The sequence below is a fragment of the Thermosipho sp. 1074 genome (assembly GCF_001999655.1).
GTDB classification, from domain to species: domain Bacteria; phylum Thermotogota; class Thermotogae; order Thermotogales; family Fervidobacteriaceae; genus Thermosipho; species Thermosipho affectus.
In genome coordinates this window covers 1-16,303 of the sequence record NZ_LBEX01000012.1, presented here as the reverse complement: position 1 = coordinate 16,303, position 16,303 = coordinate 1, and the positions used below count along the sequence as shown (strand labels likewise).

Sequence of the window (16,303 nt, the reverse complement as noted above, 5' to 3'; positions counted from 1 at the left end):
CTTGCGAGAGTAGGTATCGCCCGGGTTTATTTTTTTTTTTCGCAGGCTTTCGCCTGCTTTTTTTTTTATTGTATGGGTAGTAAAAAAAATCTTCCACTTTTCAATTTATTTAATACTTTCCAATGCTTTCCAAATTATTTTTGCTTAATTCCTTGAAATAGCAGTGTGGTTATAGTAATATGAAATTTACTTTTTTCAATTTTCCATTCTTTTTGGAATGATTCCATTATTTTATACGGTAATGGAAAAATTTTGATAAAAAAGTAATAGGTGAATTTTTTTTATAGGAGGAGTTTGTTGTGAAAAAGATTTCAGTGATTTTTATTTTGTTTTTTTCTGTTATGTTTTTGGGAAATTGGCAGGATAAGGTGTTGTATTTTATAATGATTGATAGGTTTAATGATGGAAACGTTTCTAACAATGATCAAGGTATGAACGAGTATAATCCGTATAATGGTGCAAAGTACAGTGGAGGTGACTTGGAAGGAATATTACAAAAGATTGATTATATAAAAGGTATGGGAGTAGATGGAATTTGGATTACGCCTCCTGTAGCCAATCAATGGTGGGATCCCTGGGTACACTATGGAGGATATCATGGTTATTGGGCTCGTGATTTTACAAAAGTTGATGAACACTTTGGAAATTTAGAGATTTATAAAAAATTATCGAAAGAATTGCATAAAAATGGGATGGTGTTAATTCAGGATATTGTCGTGAATCATGTGGGAAATTATTTTAGATTTAAAAATGGAAAATTTGAAATTAATACTAAAAGTGTCCCAACAAATGCCCCAACGCAATATCCTTTTAATCTGAATAATTATGATATTTCTGACGTAAGAAAGAAGTCTATTTATCATTGGACACCTGATATAAATAATTTTGCAGATCCAAATCAAAGGCTTAATTATCAACTTTCAGGACTTGATGATTTAAACACAGAGAATCTTGAAGTACGAAAAACTTTAAAAGAATCGTATAAATATTGGATTAAACAGGTTGGAGTTGATGGATTCAGGGCTGATACTGCTATGTATGTTCCAAAAGATTTTTGGAAAGATTTCTTTTTGAGCAAAGATGGAATTTATTCGCAGAAGGATAATTTCATATCTTTTGGGGAAGTTTGGTTAACTTCAAAACCATTTGATGACTCTGCTGAAAAAGAAATCGAGACGTATTTTGAAGCAGGATTTAACGCAATGCTTGATTTCCCACTAAATGAGGAAATAAAGAGGGTTATAAAGGGAGGACAACCAACAAAATATCTTGCTTATAGAATAGAACGTCGTAATAAAACGTTGGAAAAAGGATTGTTAGTTACATTTATTGACAATCATGATATGGAGCGGTTTGCTAAAGGTACTACACCAATAGTCACAAAATTGGCACTTGCATTTTTGATGACATTACCTGGAATGCCAGTCATATACTATGGAACTGAGCAATATTTTGAAGAGACAAGAGCTTCAATGTTTGAAAAAGGTTGGGGTTCAAAAAATAAGAATCATTTTAATCCAGAAAGTGATATGTACAAATTTATTTCTCAAATTATAAGTTTTAGAAAGTCTTATACGGCGACAAGGTATGGTAAAGTTAAAGTTCTTTCGTTTGAAGAAAGTGGTGCGGGGATTTTGGCATATTTGTTAAAAGATGACAAAGAAGAGCTTGTTGTTATATTAAACACATCAAATGATACAAAGATTACGAAAATAAAAACTAGTTTAAGTGAGGGAACGGTTTTAGTTCCAGTATTTAATTTAAATGGAAAAACAACGAAGCTTATTACGAAAAAAGATGGAGAGTTTGTTGTAACCATTCCGGGAAGGAGTATAACGGTATATAAGATATCAGATGAAAAAAGAGTGATAAAAAAGAGTAATCTTTTTGTTAAGACTAATTTAAAAGATGGGATGATTATAAAAGATAAGTTTACTATAAAGGGGAGAACAAATGCAAAGTATGTTTATATTTATATAGATAGAAAGTACGATAATAAAATAAAATTAAATGTGAAAAACAACCAGTTTACTTATGTTGTAGATCCACTACGCTTTGATCCAGGAAAACATACTTTACTAATAAAAGCTCGAGGAAGTTCGATGAAAGATGTAATTTATACGGAGGAAACAAATTTTCTTGTTGAACTTGAAGTGAAAGATTTGGCATTTTCTATAGATCCCAAAGGTGATGATAATGGTCCAAATGGCACTTATGTTTACCCAACTGATCCTACTTTTAAACGGCAAATGGATATTCTTGCCGTAAAGGTACAGTCAATAGGGCAAACGTTGGTAATAAGTATAAAGCCAAAAGAAATAACAAAAAGTTGGAATCCAATAAATGGATTTGATCACGTAACGTATCAAATATTTCTCGATGATCCAAGCAAAGTAGGAACTACATATTTGCCATTTCAAAATTATAAAATCAAAGATTGGGATTACGAAATATTCGTAACCGGGTGGTCTTCTGCGTTGTATTCTTCTAAAGGTGCAAATAAAAACAAATTTGGTATGCAAATAGGTTCACCAGAAGTAATTGTAGATGATGGTTGGATAAAAATAATAGTAAAAGGTGATAATCTTGGAAATCCTAAAAGTTACTCTGGATGGAAGATATACTTGACAAGTTGGGACTATGACGGTATATCATCAAGATTTAGGCCTATCGAGCCTGAACCAAAGGCATATATCTTTGGTGGAGGAAATGAAAACGCAGCGTATATAATGGATGATTTGTGGATAGAAATCCGTAAATAAAACTTAATTATTCTTTGTAATATGTTTTAGTGGGTTCCTTGTTCGTTAAGGAGCCCACTATTTTATTTTGTTTTAACTAGACTATTTGGTATAATAAAACAAAGAGTATTTCGTTTTACGAACTAAATAATGGGGGAGGGGGTATGATGGAGTTTTTAACAGTTGGATTGCCTGAGGATATTTTAAAAGAAGAATATTCTGGTAATTTTGGAAGGGCTTTGGTCTTGATTGAGAAAAAACTTAAATATGAACTTCCAGAATTATTGCAGTTGCGTTTACTGTACGAAAAAGAACGTATAAATAGATTGCTTATTGATTATCCATATACTATGAAAGAGGCAGTTGAGATTGCCAAAAATAAAATAGCAGGTTTTACCAATATAGAATTTGAAAAATTATTTTATGAAGGAATGTTAGATTATATATACATCAACGGTGAATATCGTTTTGAAAGCAGATTTGTTGAAAATTTAGGTTTTTCCTACAAGCATTATAAGGATAGGATAGTTCAAGAAGATAGTGTTAAAAAATCTAAAAAATTACTAGATGAGCGATTAACAGCATTAATCAATGGTGATATGCCAAAAACATACAAAGTACATGCTCGAATTACTTTATATCCTGATTATAGTAAAATTTTAGGAGAGACTATAAAAGTGTGGCTTCCTGTTCCCAAGAAGGAGTTCCAAATAAAAAATGTAAAAATAATAGATGTAAGTCATGAAAATTTCGTATTATATCCTAAAGGGATTTTTCAAAATACTATATATTTTGAAGATGATGTTGCCAATAAAAGTGATTTTTATGTCGAATTTGAATATGAAGTACATGAGTGGATTAATAAAGTAGAGTTAGATAAAGTGGAGCAAAATTTGCCAAGAGAATTAGAAAAGTACATACTTGAGAAACCACCACATATTTTGTTCACTCCTTATTTAAAATCACTTGTTTATCAAATAATTGATAAAGAACCAAATCCATATTTAAAAGCAAAATTGATATATGATTGGATAACTACACATGTGAGTTATTCGTATGTTAAACCTTATGGAACATACGAAACAATTCCTCAGTTTGTTGCAACAAATTTGAAGGGAGATTGTGGGTTTCAAGCTTTATTGTTTATAACTATGTGTCGAATAGTGGGGATACCTACAAGATGGCAATCAGGTTGGTATATAAATAAGTATTTTGCGTCTCCACATGATTGGGCTTTGTTTTATGTACAACCATATGGTTGGTTACCAGCTGATCTTTCATTTGGCGGAGCTAGAAGAGAAGAAGACAAAAAACGGGAATTTTATTTTGGTAATCTTGACGGATTTAGAATGGTTGCAAACACCGAATTTATGGAACAATTTTATCCAAATAAAAATTTTTGGCGTTCTGATCCATACGATAATCAGGTTGGAGAAGTGGAAACTGAGATTGAAAATGTATATTATGATAAATTTAAATATTCAATAGAAGTACTTAATTTTGTGGAGGTGGAATAATGAGTAAAATTGTTGATGTAAAGTTTGAATTGAAAACTTATAAATATTACAAACCATTTCACATTACCGGCAGTGTTTCAGATAGTTCAACTAACATAGAAGTTGTGGTTATAACAGATATAGGTATTAAAGGATATGGAGAAATATCTCCATCTTTTAGAGTAAATGGAGAAAAGGTGGAAGGTTTGTATAAACTTGAAGCGGCAATAAAAGAAAGTATTGTCAACATGGATGTAAAAGAATATAGAAGAATTTTTGATGTTCTTGATAAATTCTTTGCAACTCCGAGTGTAAAGGCAGGGGTGCAATATGCCGTTCTTGACGCATTTTCTGAAGAAATAAATACTCCTGTATATTATTTATTGGGTGGTATGAAACGTGAAATCGAAACGGATAAAACTGTAGGTATAGATACTATTGAAAATATGGTGAAAGAGGCCAAAGAAATTTTTAGTGAAGGTTTTAAAAATATAAAGATTAAAGTAGGTGAAGATTTACGTAAGGATATAGAAACAGTTGAAGAAATTGCCCGTAATACCAAGGGGGCTAAATACATTGTGGATGCCAATATGGGATATACTCCAAAACAAGCTGTTGAGTTTGTAAGAGTTCTTTATAAAAAAGGTGTAGATATTTCCGTTTTTGAGCAACCTGTTGTGGCAAGTGATATAGATGGATTAAAGTATGTGAGGTTTAATTCTCCATATCCAGTTGCAGCTGATGAGAGTGCCAAAAGTAAGTACGATGTTTACAGACTAATAAGGGAAGAAGCAGTTGATTTTGTAAATATAAAGTTAATGAAATCTGGATTATCAGATGCTTTGGCAATAGTTGAAATGGTTAAAACAGCAAATCTCAAGCTTATGATAGGTTGCATGGGCGAATCAAGTCTTGGGATAAACCAAAGTGTAAATTTCGCACTTGGTACAGGTGCATTTGTTTTTCACGATCTTGATTCTCATTTGATGCTTAAAGAAAATAAATTTCGAGGAAAATTTAAACAAAATGGTTCTAAAATCACTATATTGTAACTAAAGTTACAGACTGGAGTATATAATAAAAAAAGAGGTAGATAATATGAACAACAAGTATTCTTATAGAAATAACAAACCTGTATTGGATAAAGAAGGAATTATTGGAACGAGATTTTTTGAAAATAAAAAGATCCAGATAGTCCATATAAGTATTGCCCCTTTTTATGAATTAAAAGCGCATAAATCAGATGTAGATGCGTTGCTTTATGTTTTGTCTGGAACAGTTGAAGTAGAAATAGGAAATGAGGTTTTAAAGTTAGAAAAAGATGAGTTGGTTGAATTTCCAAAAGATGTGCTTCATAGTGTAAAAAACATAGGAGAAAAAGAAGCAAAAGTTTTAGTTATGAAAATTCTTGGATAAAAAATATTAATGTGCAAAAAAATTATTGTTTAGAAAAATTCAAGTTTCCTTCTAATCTATAAAGTTTTATCTTAATATATAATTGTGTGGGAGGGGGATTTTATTTTAGTCTCTGCCAAGAAGATTAATGTTAACTTTTCAAACTCTCCACATGTTTTTTACATTTATTAATATTTACGTAATTTTCTTGCCGTTTCAAACTTCCGGGATCACTACTTTATCGTATCTTGTGTATTAAGTTCTAAATGATACGTAAAGGTTTCTTCTTTCCACACTTACTTTACCTACTTTCTTTAGATGATACCAGTAAAAGCATGATTTAAAATAAAATTATGTCTAAAAAACTATGGAGAAAGATATTTATCTTGACAAGAATTATCAAGGTAAAATAATTGAGGGTTATGACTCAGTGTTTCAAGAAAGTTGAAAGTTTTAAAGCTGTAAAATCAAGTCAAATGTTAGGTGACATTATTCGAAACACGGCGGATACTCTTTCACTTATAGTATCTGGGTATTTTGTTTTAATTGGAAAGTTGAGTTTTGGAGGATTTGTAGCGATAATAAACACATTCTGGAGAGTGATTTTATCTTTTTGGAATTGTTCAAGCTATTCCAGAATTTCACAGATGCTCACAAATACTTGAAAGAATAAAAAATTTATTAAATACTGAGAAGAAAGAATATTTTGAGTGGGATAATAGAGTAATTTTAAAAAACGTGAAACTTTCTTATGATGAAAATAAAGTAATAGAAATAGATAATTTGGAAATAACCCCTAAGAGTAAGGTATTAATATTTAGAGAAAATGGGGCGGAAAAGACAATTCTTTTAAATATAATCTCTGGATATTTGTCACTAGATAATTGGACATCCGAAAAATCCTATAAAATAACTATTCTTTCACGTGATTGGCATTCCTCTTCAATTTTTCAAATATATTCTAAGGTAACTCTAAGATAAATATAAGGATTTGTTAAGGAAAAGTATGTAGTATAGAAATTGTAGAAAACACATTAGGAGGTGGGATTATGTTTAAAAAGATTAGTGTAATTTTGTTAACTGTTTTAGTATTGGCGGCAAGTGCATTTGCGGTAAGACCATGGAATAACTATGTACAGACAGCCCCAAGGAATCAGGTAGAACCGCTTTATAGGAATTTACCAGAAGGTGCAACGGTTTCTGAAATAAGTATATCAGGCATAGTAAAGGAAATTGAGTTAATACCGGGTGAAGGGATAAAAGTAGTTGTAGAAGCAGAAGGAAAAGAATATGAAGTACATACAGGACCAATTAGATTATACGAAGGATTAAAAGAGGGAATAAATATAGAAATTATTGGCAGAAAGGTAGAATTAGGAGATAATACATATATAGTAGTATACAAAGCAGTAATAGAAGGAAAAGAAATAGTTATAAGAGAAAATGGCTTTCCAGTATTCACAAGAAAAGGAGGGGAAGTTAGCAGAGGAAATGCTTATTCAAAAATGGGAAGAAAAAATGTAAGAGGAAGAAATATAAACAATTCAAGAAATAATGTAAGAACACATGTGCACGGTCGTAGAAAATGATAAATATTTAGTTGTGTAAAATACAAACAAGGCTCCAATATATCATTGGAGCCTTGTATTATTTTGAAAATTTAATTAAAGTGTGTAGTGTTTTAAATTTTGTGTAAACACCAAGATATATTAAAAATCGCACATGGTTTTTCATCTAATTAAACTAATAGAAATAGTATAAGGGCTTGTTTAAAAATTTTTTCTTGTCATCCTGAGCATGTAGTGCGAAGGATCTTAGATTCTTCGCTCCTTGTTTCTCAGAATGACAAAAAATGAGAAAAGTTTATACCTTTTCCTTTCTATTTTTGAAGCAGACTCATAATATCATTAGTTTTCTTATTTTAAATTAGTGTGTTAATTACTTGTTTATTGAATAATTTTCAGCTTCATGGGTAATTTTGTCTACCGATGCTTTAACCTTTTCTATAGTTGCTGATACTTCTTCTATAGAAGCACTAACTGTATTTAAAAGTTTTTTTATTGTTAAATTCAAATGTTAGTTTGTCAGAAATGTTCTGTGTTATATCTTTTATTAATTCTACTCCTTTATGTATACGTATTTTTTGTTCATTTTTAACCATCTAAATAGAATTAAAAATTCAAATATCAAAAAATTTTAACAAAGAAGTGTTAAAAGATTAGGTATAGTTTTTTAATCTTGATCAAATATCCAAATTTATAGATAAATAGTTGTTAAGATGGCTAAGAATAAATTTTTGAGAGTTTTCTTATGTTTTCTCATTTGACTTTGATAAGCATTTTTTGATAAAAATATGTTGAAAACGTTTTCGAAAACGTTTTCTAAAGGAGGTAAAGGATGAAAAAAACAGGAATATTTAATTCTGAAATAGCTAGGATAATAGCGAGTTTAGGACACAAAGATATGATTGCAATTGTTGATATGGGATTTCCTATTCCTCGCAATGTCGAAAAGATAGACTTAGTTCTTGATTATGGAAAACCTACGTTTGAAGAAGTTTTAGATGTTGTGTTAAAGGAATTGAAAGTGGAAAAAATAATAATTGCCGAAGAATCTTCTAAATCCCTCGAGGAGGTTTGTAGACAAAAACTTTCTTTTGCACATATTGAAAAGGTTACACATGATGAATTGAAAAATATAAGTAGTAAAGTGGTAGCGGTTATAAGAACGGGCGATGTAACTCCTTATAACAACGCGATATTGGTTTCTGGGGTGATATTTTAAATGAAAAAAATATTAGAATTAAAAAATGTTATTAAGACATTTCCTGGAGTTGTTGCGTTAAATAATGTAAATTTTGATCTTTATCAAGGAGAAGTTCACGCTTTATTGGGCGAAAACGGCGCCGGGAAAAGCACGCTAATTAAGATAATCAGTGGAGTTTATAAGCCTGATTCGGGTGATATTTTTCTTGATGGAGAGAAAATAAATTTTTCCAGCCCTACTGAAGCTATCAAAAAGGGAATAGCTACTATCCACCAAGAATTGAATTTGTTTGAAGAATTGAGTGTAGCAGAAAATGTATTTGTTGGTAGGGTTGATAAATTTATTTTTTCTAGATCTAAAATGGTTAAGGTTGTAGATGAATTATTGAAAAAGCTAAAGTTTCCTATTAGAGCAAATGAAAAGGTGAAAAATTTGAATACTTCTGAAAAACAACTAGTTTCTATAGCTAAAGCGTTATCATTAAATGCGAAAATAATAATAATGGATGAACCTACTGCAACGATTACGGACCATGAAACAAAAAGACTTTTTGAGATAATAAAAGATTTAAAAAGAAAAAACATATCGATTATTTTTATTTCACATAGGCTTGAAGAGGTTTTTGAAATAGCTGACAGGGTAACTGTTTTGAGAGATGGAAACTATATAAATTCAATAAGTATAAAAGAAGTGTCAAGAGAAGATTTGATTAAAATGATGGTAGGTAGGAATATAGAGGAAATGTATCCAAAATTTAATGTAATAACAGGTAAGGAGTTATTTAGAATAGAAAAATTACAAGTCAAAGATTATGTAGAAAATGTTACTTTTAATGTAAATAAAGGAGAAATATTTGGCATTGCTGGTTTGGTTGGTTCAGGAAAACTTGAGATTGCTTTAGGAATATATGGATATTTACGATCTAACTGGGATAAGTTGGTATTAGATGGGCGCACATATTTACCAGGAAAAGATATGCTTAAACATGGTATAGCACTTGTTCCAGAAGATAGGAAAAAAATGGGATTAGTTTTGGATATGGATGTTGTGAAGAATATAGTCTTACCAAATGTTGATGAGATATCTAAATTTGGAAAAATATCGTGGAAAAGGGCAAGGGATATGGTAGCTAGCGAAGTGAAGAAATATTCAATAAAAATTTCTTCTATTAAACAAAAGGTAAAAACACTATCAGGAGGAAATCAACAAAAGGTTGTTCTTTCAAAAGTTTTAAGAAAAAAGCCAAAGATTGTTTTTTTAGTTGAACCAACGAGGGGAATTGATGTTGGAGCAAAAGTAGAGGTTTATAATATTATAAACAAATTGGCTAATGATGGGGTAGGTGTAGTTTTTATTTCCTCTGAACTTCCTGAAATAGTAAGTTTATGTGATAGAGTATTGGTAATGCACAGAGGACGTTCAATGGGAATTTTGGAAAAGGGTGAAATTACTCAGGAAAGCATATTAAAATTGGCAACAGGAGTTGATATTAAATGAGGCAAAAAGTTTTTTTGAAAAAACTTAAAGAGTATCCGGCAATCGTAGGTTTTTTTGGAATAGTGATATTATTCTCGTTATTAAGTGACAGATTTTTGACGGTTTCTAATTTTATTAATGTATTTAGACAAGTTTCTATCCAAGCAATTATTGCGTTTGGTATGACTTTAGTAATCATATCAGGTGGTATTGATTTGTCTGTGGGATCTGTTTTGGCATTTTCTGCCGTTGTAATGGCTTCGGTAGTGAAAAATGGTTCGGTATTTTTGGGAATTTTGGTTGCGTTATTTGTTGGAGCTTTGCTGGGAGCTATAAATGGGTTCATTATTGCCAAAGGGAAGATTCAACCATTTATTGTTACATTGGCTACCATGGCTATTGCAAGATCATTAACGCTAGTTTATTCTCAGGGAATGCCTATAACAGGTTTTCCGCGGGCTTTTAGAATAATAGGGAGGGGAGATGTTTTAGAAATTCCTGTCCCAATAATTATAATGTTTGCAGTGTTTGGGATTATTTATTATATATCAAAATATACAAAATTGGGACTTTACACTTATGCGATTGGTGGAAATGAAACCGCTGCAAAATTAAGTGGTGTAAAGGTGGATAAGTATAAAATTATCATATATACGATTAGTGGAGTTTTGGCGGCGGTAAGTGCCATTATTTTGACTTCAAGATTAAACAGTGCGCAGCCAACGTTTGGAACGGGATATGAATTAGATGCGATAGCAGCTGTTGTACTTGGTGGGGCTAGTTTAGCTGGAGGGAAAGGAACGATTGTAGGAACATTATTCGGGGCATTAATTATGGGAATTCTTAATAATGGGTTGAATTTGCTTAACGTCTCTCCGTTTTATCAACAAGGAGTAAAAGGAGTTGTTATTCTCATTGCTGTGTTGCTTGAGAGAGAAAATTGAGGAGGTGTAAGTATGAAAAGGATATTTTTGGTAATGTTTATTTTGGTGATTTTTGTGGCAACTGTGTTTAGTTATAAGATAGGGTTATCGTTGTCAACACTTAACAATCCGTTTTTTGTAGCTCTTAGAGATGGGGCGATTGATAAGGCAAAAGAATTGGGGATAGAGCTAATAATAGTAGATGCACAGGATCGACCTTCTAAACAGCTTAATGATATTGAAGATTTAGTCCAGCAAAGGGTTGATTTAATAATTATCAATCCTACAGATAGTGATGCAATTGTTGCCGCTGTTGAGGAAGCTAATGATGCAAAAATCCCCGTAATAACTGTTGACAGGGGCTCAAATGGAGGAAAAGTAGTGGTACATATTGCTTCTGATAACGTCTTTGGTGGAGCAATGGCTGCAAAATTTATTGCAGAGAAATTAAATGGGAAAGGAAAAGTAGTGGAATTGGTTGGTATACCTGGAACATCTGCAGCAAGAGATAGAGGATTGGGATTTGAAACAGAATTGAAAAAATATCCTGGTCTTGTTCTTGTGGCAAAACAAACGGCTAATTTTAATAGAGCAGAGGGGTTAACAGTTATGGAAAATTTACTTGAAGCATATCCTGATATTGATGCCGTTTTTGCACAAAATGATGAAATGGCACTTGGAGCAATTGAAGCAATAAAAGCAGCCGGAAAACTTGATGATATAATTGTTGTAGGTTTTGATGCCATACCAGATGCAATTGAAGCTGTAAAAAAAGGTGAAATGGCTGCAACTATAGCACAACAACCGTATTTAATGGGACAATTGGCTATTCAAAAGGCTTTTGAATTTTTAGAAACACAAACTGTTTATATACCTGTTGAATTAAAACTTGTAACTGAATAATTACTCAGGGGGGGCATCCCCCCTAAGTATATATTGGAGGGGATCATGCAAAGGCCGGGTATTAAAGAAGTAGCTAAAAAAGCTGGAGTTTCAATTTCTACAGTTTCTAGAGTTTTAAATAATTCCGCACCAGTTTCAGAAGAATTGGAAAAGAGGGTAAAAAAAGCAATAGAAGAGTTGGGATATTATCCAAGCAGTATAGCTAAGGGATTAAGAAAAGGACGAACAGGTACAATAGGGTTTATTTTACCTGACATTACAAATCCATTTTTTGCAAACATTGTTAGAGGAGCTGAAGATTATTTGAGGAAAAAGGGATATAATTTAATTTTGTGTAATTCCGACCAAGATAGAAAACAGGAAACAGAACTTTTAAAAATATTAATTTCCAAACATATTGATGGGTTACTTTTTACAGGTACCGGATCTTCCAATCCGCTGTTAGTAGAAAAAATAAGAAAAGGTTTGAAAGTGGTTTTTTTGGATAGGATCTTTGAAGAGATTAATTCGTCTTATGTTATTGTTGATAATAAAATAGGAATGAATTTGCTATTAGATTATTTGATAGATGTTGGACACAGGAGTTTTATTTTTATTAACGGAAATAAAGAGACCTTTAGTGCAAAAATAAGGTATGAGGCATTTGCTGAAAGGGCAAGAACTGAAAAGTTGGAATTTAAACACTATTTTACAGAATTTTCTTATGACGCAGGGTATAAAAAGGCTAAAAGGTTGAAGGGGTTACCAGATGTAATATTGTGTGGGAATGATTTAATTGCCTACGGTGTTATAGATGCTCTTGAGGAAAAGGGATATAAAGTACCTGAAGATGTTAGTGTAACAGGTTTTGATGATATACCTTTTTCAAAACACTTTAAACCACCACTAACCACTGTCTATCAACCGATGTATGAAATGGGTAGAAAATCGGCAAAGCTATTATTGGAAATAATTGAAGAAAAAAAAGTGTCTAATAAAGGTATAGTTTTGTTACCAAAGCTTGTAATAAGAGAATCTACTAAGGAGATGAGAAGATGATAGCGGTTGTGGGTAGTTCTAATATGGATATAGTATTATCTACTGAGCGATTTACAAGACCTGGTGAAACCCAAAAAGCAAAAAAATTAGAATTTTTTCCAGGTGGAAAAGGTTCAAATCAAGCTGTTACAATTGCAAAATTGTCAGATGAAAAGGTGTATTTTTTAACTTGTATGGGAAATGATTCATATGGCGAGCTTTTAAAAAAACGATACGATGAACTAAATATCTCAGGTTATACCGTTGTAGATGAAAATAATGGCCTTGCTTTTATTGAAGTTACGCAAGAAGGCGAAAATAGAATAATTATATATCAAGGAGCAAATAAATATTTAACAAAAGATATAGTGGATGATCATATACAAAATTTAATAAAAGCTGATATAGTGCTTCTTCAAAATGAAATACCATTTGATACAACATTGTACGTTGCAAGTTTGCTAAAAAAAGAAGGGAAAATAATAATTTTTGATCCTGCACCTGTTGAAGGTGTAACTAAGGAAATATTAAAGTATGTTGATTATTTGACTCCAAACGAAGAAGAAATTAAGTTACTAAGTATCAATTTTTTTGGTGATTTTATTTCACTGGAGGATAGTTATCAGAAATTAAAAAAATTAGGATTGAAAAAACTTGTAGTTAAATTAGGAGATAAAGGGGTTAAATATTTTGATGAAACACAAATAATTGAGCAACAATCATTTAAGGTGAAAGCTATTGATACAACTGCAGCAGGTGATGTATTTAATGGGGCTTTTGCAGTAGCCTTATGTGAAGGAAAAAACATAAAAGATGCGCTTAAATTTGCATCTTTATCAGCGGCTGTATCTGTAACAAAAAAAGGAGCACAAAGTTCTATACCAACAAGGCAGGAAGTTGAGGAGTTTTTTTAATAAAGATATTAAGCTGGTAAATATATTTATATGTAGAAAAAGCACATGACTTCGGATATTTACCGAAGTCATTTTTTTGTTTGACAACGTGTAATTATACAGAAAAATTAGCCATTTTTGAAAGAACATTTATAGATTACTAAGGTTTTAGTTATTATAATCATTAGTTTAGCATTTTTGAAGTTTATTTGGCAGATTCAAACCAAATATCCGAATTTCTGCAAAATATATTTATGTAGTATGGCGTAATGAAGGCATATTAGTAATAGACATAAGTGATCCAGCTAATCCAACTTTAGTAGCAGATATGGTGTTGTTTAATGTTTCATATCTATGTAAGAAAAAAGAACGTAAATATAAAATCTTGTAGTGTTATGAAAAAGGGTAATTTTTTTATAATTATTCCAGTCTGAATTTCTTAAAGAGTAGGTATGATACTGATGAACCTATAGCAGCTGGTATAAGGGCTTTATATCCAAAGAGCTCTAAAGGGAAAATGACAGCAGCTATTGGAAGATTTAACATAGAAGAAAGAAGAGCAGATAAACCAACTATAGAAAAAATGGAGCTATTAAAGCCAAAATTTCCTACTACAACTCCTAAGTTCATTCCAACTATTGTTAGCGGAGTAAAATATCCACAACTTCCCAAACTTTCTATAGTAAATACTGTAGCAAGTATTTTTCCTATTATAAGTTTTTCAACATTTTCACCTCCAAAAAAGACTTTTAAGCCAAGGATTGTACTTCCAAAAATTATACCTGTTAAACTAACCAATAAACCAGAAGTAAGAGTTTTTTTAACGGAATCTAAACGGTTTATATAGTTTCTAAAATAAAATTTAAGAATATATGCAAGCATACCTATGCCACCAAAAAGCATAGCAAAAATTATTGAAAAGATTATATCAATTGTTGTTACATTTTCAATATTTAATTTTGAAAACTTTTCTATGAATATCGGTGTAAATCCAAGTATTCTTACATGAAAAATACTTATCATGGAAGATAGTAAAGCAGGCATTAAATCTTCGTAGCTAACAGTGTCTTTTTCGAAGTATTCTACAGATAGGAATGCTGCAGAAAGAGGGGTTCCAAGATAGTATGTTAACATGCCCGAGGCAAACGATATAGTAAATATTCTGCCAAACTTCTTTGAGAAAATTTCCGATAAACCTTTTCCAATAAATAATATCGGGGAAACTAAACCACCACTTCCTCCAAATCCTAATGTAATCATTGTTGAGATGTATTTTAAGATTAAATCTTTTAGAGTAATGTGTATTTCTTTGTTTTTGTAAGAATTTACACCAGTTCCAAGAATAAGTTTAGAGTGTTTTTCCAAAAGACCAACTATCCAGAATGCTATAACTGGTGCAAAAACAATGTAATTTCCCCATAGGATATTTATTAACTCAATAACATTAACAAGCGTTTTTGCCAAAAATGGAGAAATAAATCCAGAAATTACACCGGCTATCAAAACCCATATAAGTTCTTTCATGTTGTTATTATAACATGAAACAAGATAAAGAGATGAGTATGTTTGTCATTTTGAACGCGAGAAGAAAGTCAGCCAAAAGAAGTAGGTGAGCAAAAGGGATGTCAGCGGTAACGCAGTGACAAAGGATCTTAAAAGGCTAGTGTTAAATAAATTAGATAGGTTAGAAGATTGGAAAAAATAAAATATTTGCACCTTTAAGAAGATATTTACGTGGAATATAGATATTACGACACTTTTGGTGTGGAACCACTATTAGAGTTTGGATATGGACTTTCATATAAAACTTTTGAATATTCAAATCTTAATTTAGAAAAAGATAAAGAGAAAATAAAAGTCGAATTTGATGTAAAAAATGTGGGAAAAATATCCGGGAAGGAAATAGCACAAATATACGTAAAAGCACTAAAAGGAAAGATTGATAAACCATTTCAAGAATTAAAAGGATTTCACAAAACAAAGCTACTACAACCTGGTGAATTAGAGCATGTCAACATCTTAATACCAATAAATAATTTGGCGAGTTTTTGTAATGTGGGATGGGTTGTTGAAAAAGGTGAGTATGTAATAAGAATTGGTGCATCTTCCAGGGATATACGCCTTGAAGGAAGAGTTAAAATATAAGTTTTAGTATAATTTTTTACAACATGGTTCCAGTACTCAAAGTGAATCATGTTGTTTGATTTTTATTTTTTCCATTTATGTGTTTTGAACTATTTTTTGTCACCCTTTCCTTGTACAAAATAAAGCATTTGTTTGCAAATATCATTTCTTTAATTTTTAAGATTTTCATGAGACGTTGCAAGACCCCTGAGGAAGTGGTGTTGTTTACTTTGTTGTTTCTTTTAGTATTCATGTTGTTTACCGGTTGTGTATTTGGATGTTACAATTATACTGTAAAATAATAATCGCTGTGCAATAGAAAAGGTCTTGAAAAAGAGGACGGAGTAAAGGTTGCAGACTGGGATGCATAAGTCGTGGTTGTAACAACGTTGAAATAAAATTAACCTATCTGTAACTTGACTAAAAAAAACAAACGTGGTAAATTAGATACCGTGCCGCAAATAATTGGGTGTAAAAACGGGTCATTGAAATGTGGATAGCAGTCCTTTGAGAAGTAAGAAATCAGGATAAGCCCGAGATAGAGATGGAGGGTTTGATCCTGGCTCAGG

Annotated in this window: 16 protein-coding genes and 2 pseudogenes; 15 read left to right on the top strand and 3 right to left on the bottom strand. The window is 31.4% G+C overall.

What is annotated here, in order from left to right:
* Window positions 1-299: 299 nt before the first annotated feature.
* From XO08_RS03520 to XO08_RS03490, 7 genes are all read left to right on the top strand, one after another.
* On the top strand, window positions 300-2,762 hold the full coding sequence (locus XO08_RS03520; RefSeq protein WP_233120225.1) for an alpha-amylase family glycosyl hydrolase: 2,463 nt from the start codon (window positions 300-302) through the stop codon (window positions 2,760-2,762).
* Window positions 2,763-2,908: 146 nt separating this feature from the next.
* Window positions 2,909-4,258 carry a transglutaminase-like domain-containing protein gene (locus XO08_RS03515; RefSeq protein ID WP_075665669.1) on the top strand — a complete coding sequence of 450 codons (1,350 nt, stop codon included), beginning with the start codon at window positions 2,909-2,911 and terminating at the stop codon, window positions 4,256-4,258.
* Complete coding sequence (locus XO08_RS03510) at window positions 4,258-5,289, top strand: L-Ala-D/L-Glu epimerase (RefSeq protein ID WP_077287256.1); 1,032 nt, start codon at window positions 4,258-4,260, stop codon at window positions 5,287-5,289. The genes XO08_RS03515 and XO08_RS03510 overlap by 1 nt, the downstream gene beginning before the upstream one ends.
* A 46-nt stretch (window positions 5,290-5,335) precedes the next feature.
* Window positions 5,336-5,653 carry a cupin domain-containing protein gene (locus XO08_RS03505; RefSeq protein ID WP_077287254.1) on the top strand — a complete coding sequence of 106 codons (318 nt, stop codon included), beginning with the start codon at window positions 5,336-5,338 and terminating at the stop codon, window positions 5,651-5,653.
* A 401-nt stretch (window positions 5,654-6,054) separates the two neighbouring features.
* Window positions 6,055-6,297: a hypothetical protein gene (locus XO08_RS03500; protein WP_075665666.1), complete on the top strand. Its 243-nt coding sequence runs from the start codon at window positions 6,055-6,057 to the stop codon at window positions 6,295-6,297.
* A 73-nt stretch (window positions 6,298-6,370) separates the two neighbouring features.
* Complete coding sequence (locus tag XO08_RS03495; RefSeq protein ID WP_075665665.1) at window positions 6,371-6,613, top strand: hypothetical protein; 243 nt, start codon at window positions 6,371-6,373, stop codon at window positions 6,611-6,613.
* 68 nt (window positions 6,614-6,681) lie between these two features.
* A complete protein-coding gene (locus tag XO08_RS03490; protein WP_075665664.1) occupies window positions 6,682-7,221 on the top strand; it encodes a hypothetical protein in 540 nt (179 codons plus the stop codon).
* 349 nt (window positions 7,222-7,570) lie between these two features.
* Here the strand turns inward: XO08_RS03490 and XO08_RS09445 are convergent, their stop codons facing one another.
* Window positions 7,571-7,705 (bottom strand): hypothetical protein, encoded by a 135-nt coding sequence (locus XO08_RS09445; RefSeq protein WP_255362952.1) that lies wholly within the window; start codon window positions 7,703-7,705, stop codon window positions 7,571-7,573.
* 324 nt (window positions 7,706-8,029) lie between these two features.
* Here XO08_RS09445 and rbsD point away from each other — a divergent pair, with 324 nt between their 5' ends.
* From rbsD to XO08_RS09495, 7 genes are all read left to right on the top strand, one after another.
* Complete coding sequence (gene rbsD / locus XO08_RS03485) at window positions 8,030-8,416, top strand: D-ribose pyranase (RefSeq protein WP_075665663.1); 387 nt, start codon at window positions 8,030-8,032, stop codon at window positions 8,414-8,416.
* A complete protein-coding gene (locus XO08_RS03480; RefSeq protein ID WP_075665662.1) occupies window positions 8,417-9,895 on the top strand; it encodes a sugar ABC transporter ATP-binding protein in 1,479 nt (492 codons plus the stop codon).
* Window positions 9,892-10,818 carry an ABC transporter permease gene (locus XO08_RS03475; RefSeq protein WP_075665661.1) on the top strand — a complete coding sequence of 309 codons (927 nt, stop codon included), beginning with the start codon at window positions 9,892-9,894 and terminating at the stop codon, window positions 10,816-10,818. The genes XO08_RS03480 and XO08_RS03475 overlap by 4 nt, the downstream gene beginning before the upstream one ends.
* Before the next feature lie 12 nt (window positions 10,819-10,830).
* Complete coding sequence (rbsB, locus tag XO08_RS03470; protein WP_075665660.1) at window positions 10,831-11,700, top strand: ribose ABC transporter substrate-binding protein RbsB; 870 nt, start codon at window positions 10,831-10,833, stop codon at window positions 11,698-11,700.
* Window positions 11,701-11,745: 45 nt separating this feature from the next.
* Complete coding sequence (locus tag XO08_RS03465) at window positions 11,746-12,738, top strand: LacI family DNA-binding transcriptional regulator (RefSeq protein WP_077287251.1); 993 nt, start codon at window positions 11,746-11,748, stop codon at window positions 12,736-12,738.
* Window positions 12,735-13,631: a ribokinase gene (rbsK, locus tag XO08_RS03460; RefSeq protein ID WP_075665659.1), complete on the top strand. Its 897-nt coding sequence runs from the start codon at window positions 12,735-12,737 to the stop codon at window positions 13,629-13,631. Before XO08_RS03465 ends, rbsK begins: the two co-directional genes overlap by 4 nt.
* Window positions 13,632-13,839: 208 nt before the next feature.
* Window positions 13,840-14,001 (top strand): hypothetical protein, encoded by a 162-nt coding sequence (locus tag XO08_RS09495; RefSeq protein ID WP_077287259.1) that lies wholly within the window; start codon window positions 13,840-13,842, stop codon window positions 13,999-14,001.
* Between the two features lie 29 nt (window positions 14,002-14,030).
* Here XO08_RS09495 and XO08_RS03450 read toward each other — a convergent pair whose 3' ends face one another.
* Window positions 14,031-14,795 carry a chloride channel protein gene (locus tag XO08_RS03450; RefSeq protein ID WP_369799923.1) on the bottom strand — a complete coding sequence of 255 codons (765 nt, stop codon included), beginning with the start codon at window positions 14,793-14,795 and terminating at the stop codon, window positions 14,031-14,033.
* Window positions 14,775-15,137, bottom strand: a pseudogene (locus XO08_RS09440) (chloride channel protein); the annotation flags it as partial. The gene XO08_RS03450 and the pseudogene XO08_RS09440, both read right to left, overlap by 21 nt.
* 195 nt (window positions 15,138-15,332) lie before the next feature.
* On the opposite strand from XO08_RS09440, the pseudogene XO08_RS03445 reads away from it, so the two are divergent.
* Window positions 15,333-15,755: pseudogene (locus XO08_RS03445) on the top strand (fibronectin type III-like domain-contianing protein); the annotation flags it as partial.
* Window positions 15,756-16,303 lie beyond the last annotated feature (548 nt).

What these genes read in the sequence shown, in the direction of transcription:
- rbsK (WP_075665659.1), top strand. Translation starts at nt 12,735, where the DNA reads ATGATAGCGGTTGTGGGTAGTTCTAATATGGATATAGTATTATCTACT.
- rbsB (WP_075665660.1), top strand. Translation starts at nt 10,831, where the DNA reads ATGAAAAGGATATTTTTGGTAATGTTTATTTTGGTGATTTTTGTGGCA.
- rbsD (WP_075665663.1), top strand. Translation starts at nt 8,030, where the DNA reads ATGAAAAAAACAGGAATATTTAATTCTGAAATAGCTAGGATAATAGCG.
- XO08_RS03510 (WP_077287256.1), top strand. Translation starts at nt 4,258, where the DNA reads ATGAGTAAAATTGTTGATGTAAAGTTTGAATTGAAAACTTATAAATAT.
- XO08_RS03505 (WP_077287254.1), top strand. Translation starts at nt 5,336, where the DNA reads ATGAACAACAAGTATTCTTATAGAAATAACAAACCTGTATTGGATAAA.
- XO08_RS03490 (WP_075665664.1), top strand. Translation starts at nt 6,682, where the DNA reads ATGTTTAAAAAGATTAGTGTAATTTTGTTAACTGTTTTAGTATTGGCG.
- XO08_RS03475 (WP_075665661.1), top strand. Translation starts at nt 9,892, where the DNA reads ATGAGGCAAAAAGTTTTTTTGAAAAAACTTAAAGAGTATCCGGCAATC.
- XO08_RS03500 (WP_075665666.1), top strand. Translation starts at nt 6,055, where the DNA reads ATGACTCAGTGTTTCAAGAAAGTTGAAAGTTTTAAAGCTGTAAAATCA.
- XO08_RS03465 (WP_077287251.1), top strand. Translation starts at nt 11,746, where the DNA reads ATGCAAAGGCCGGGTATTAAAGAAGTAGCTAAAAAAGCTGGAGTTTCA.
- XO08_RS03515 (WP_075665669.1), top strand. Translation starts at nt 2,909, where the DNA reads ATGGAGTTTTTAACAGTTGGATTGCCTGAGGATATTTTAAAAGAAGAA.
- XO08_RS03480 (WP_075665662.1), top strand. Translation starts at nt 8,417, where the DNA reads ATGAAAAAAATATTAGAATTAAAAAATGTTATTAAGACATTTCCTGGA.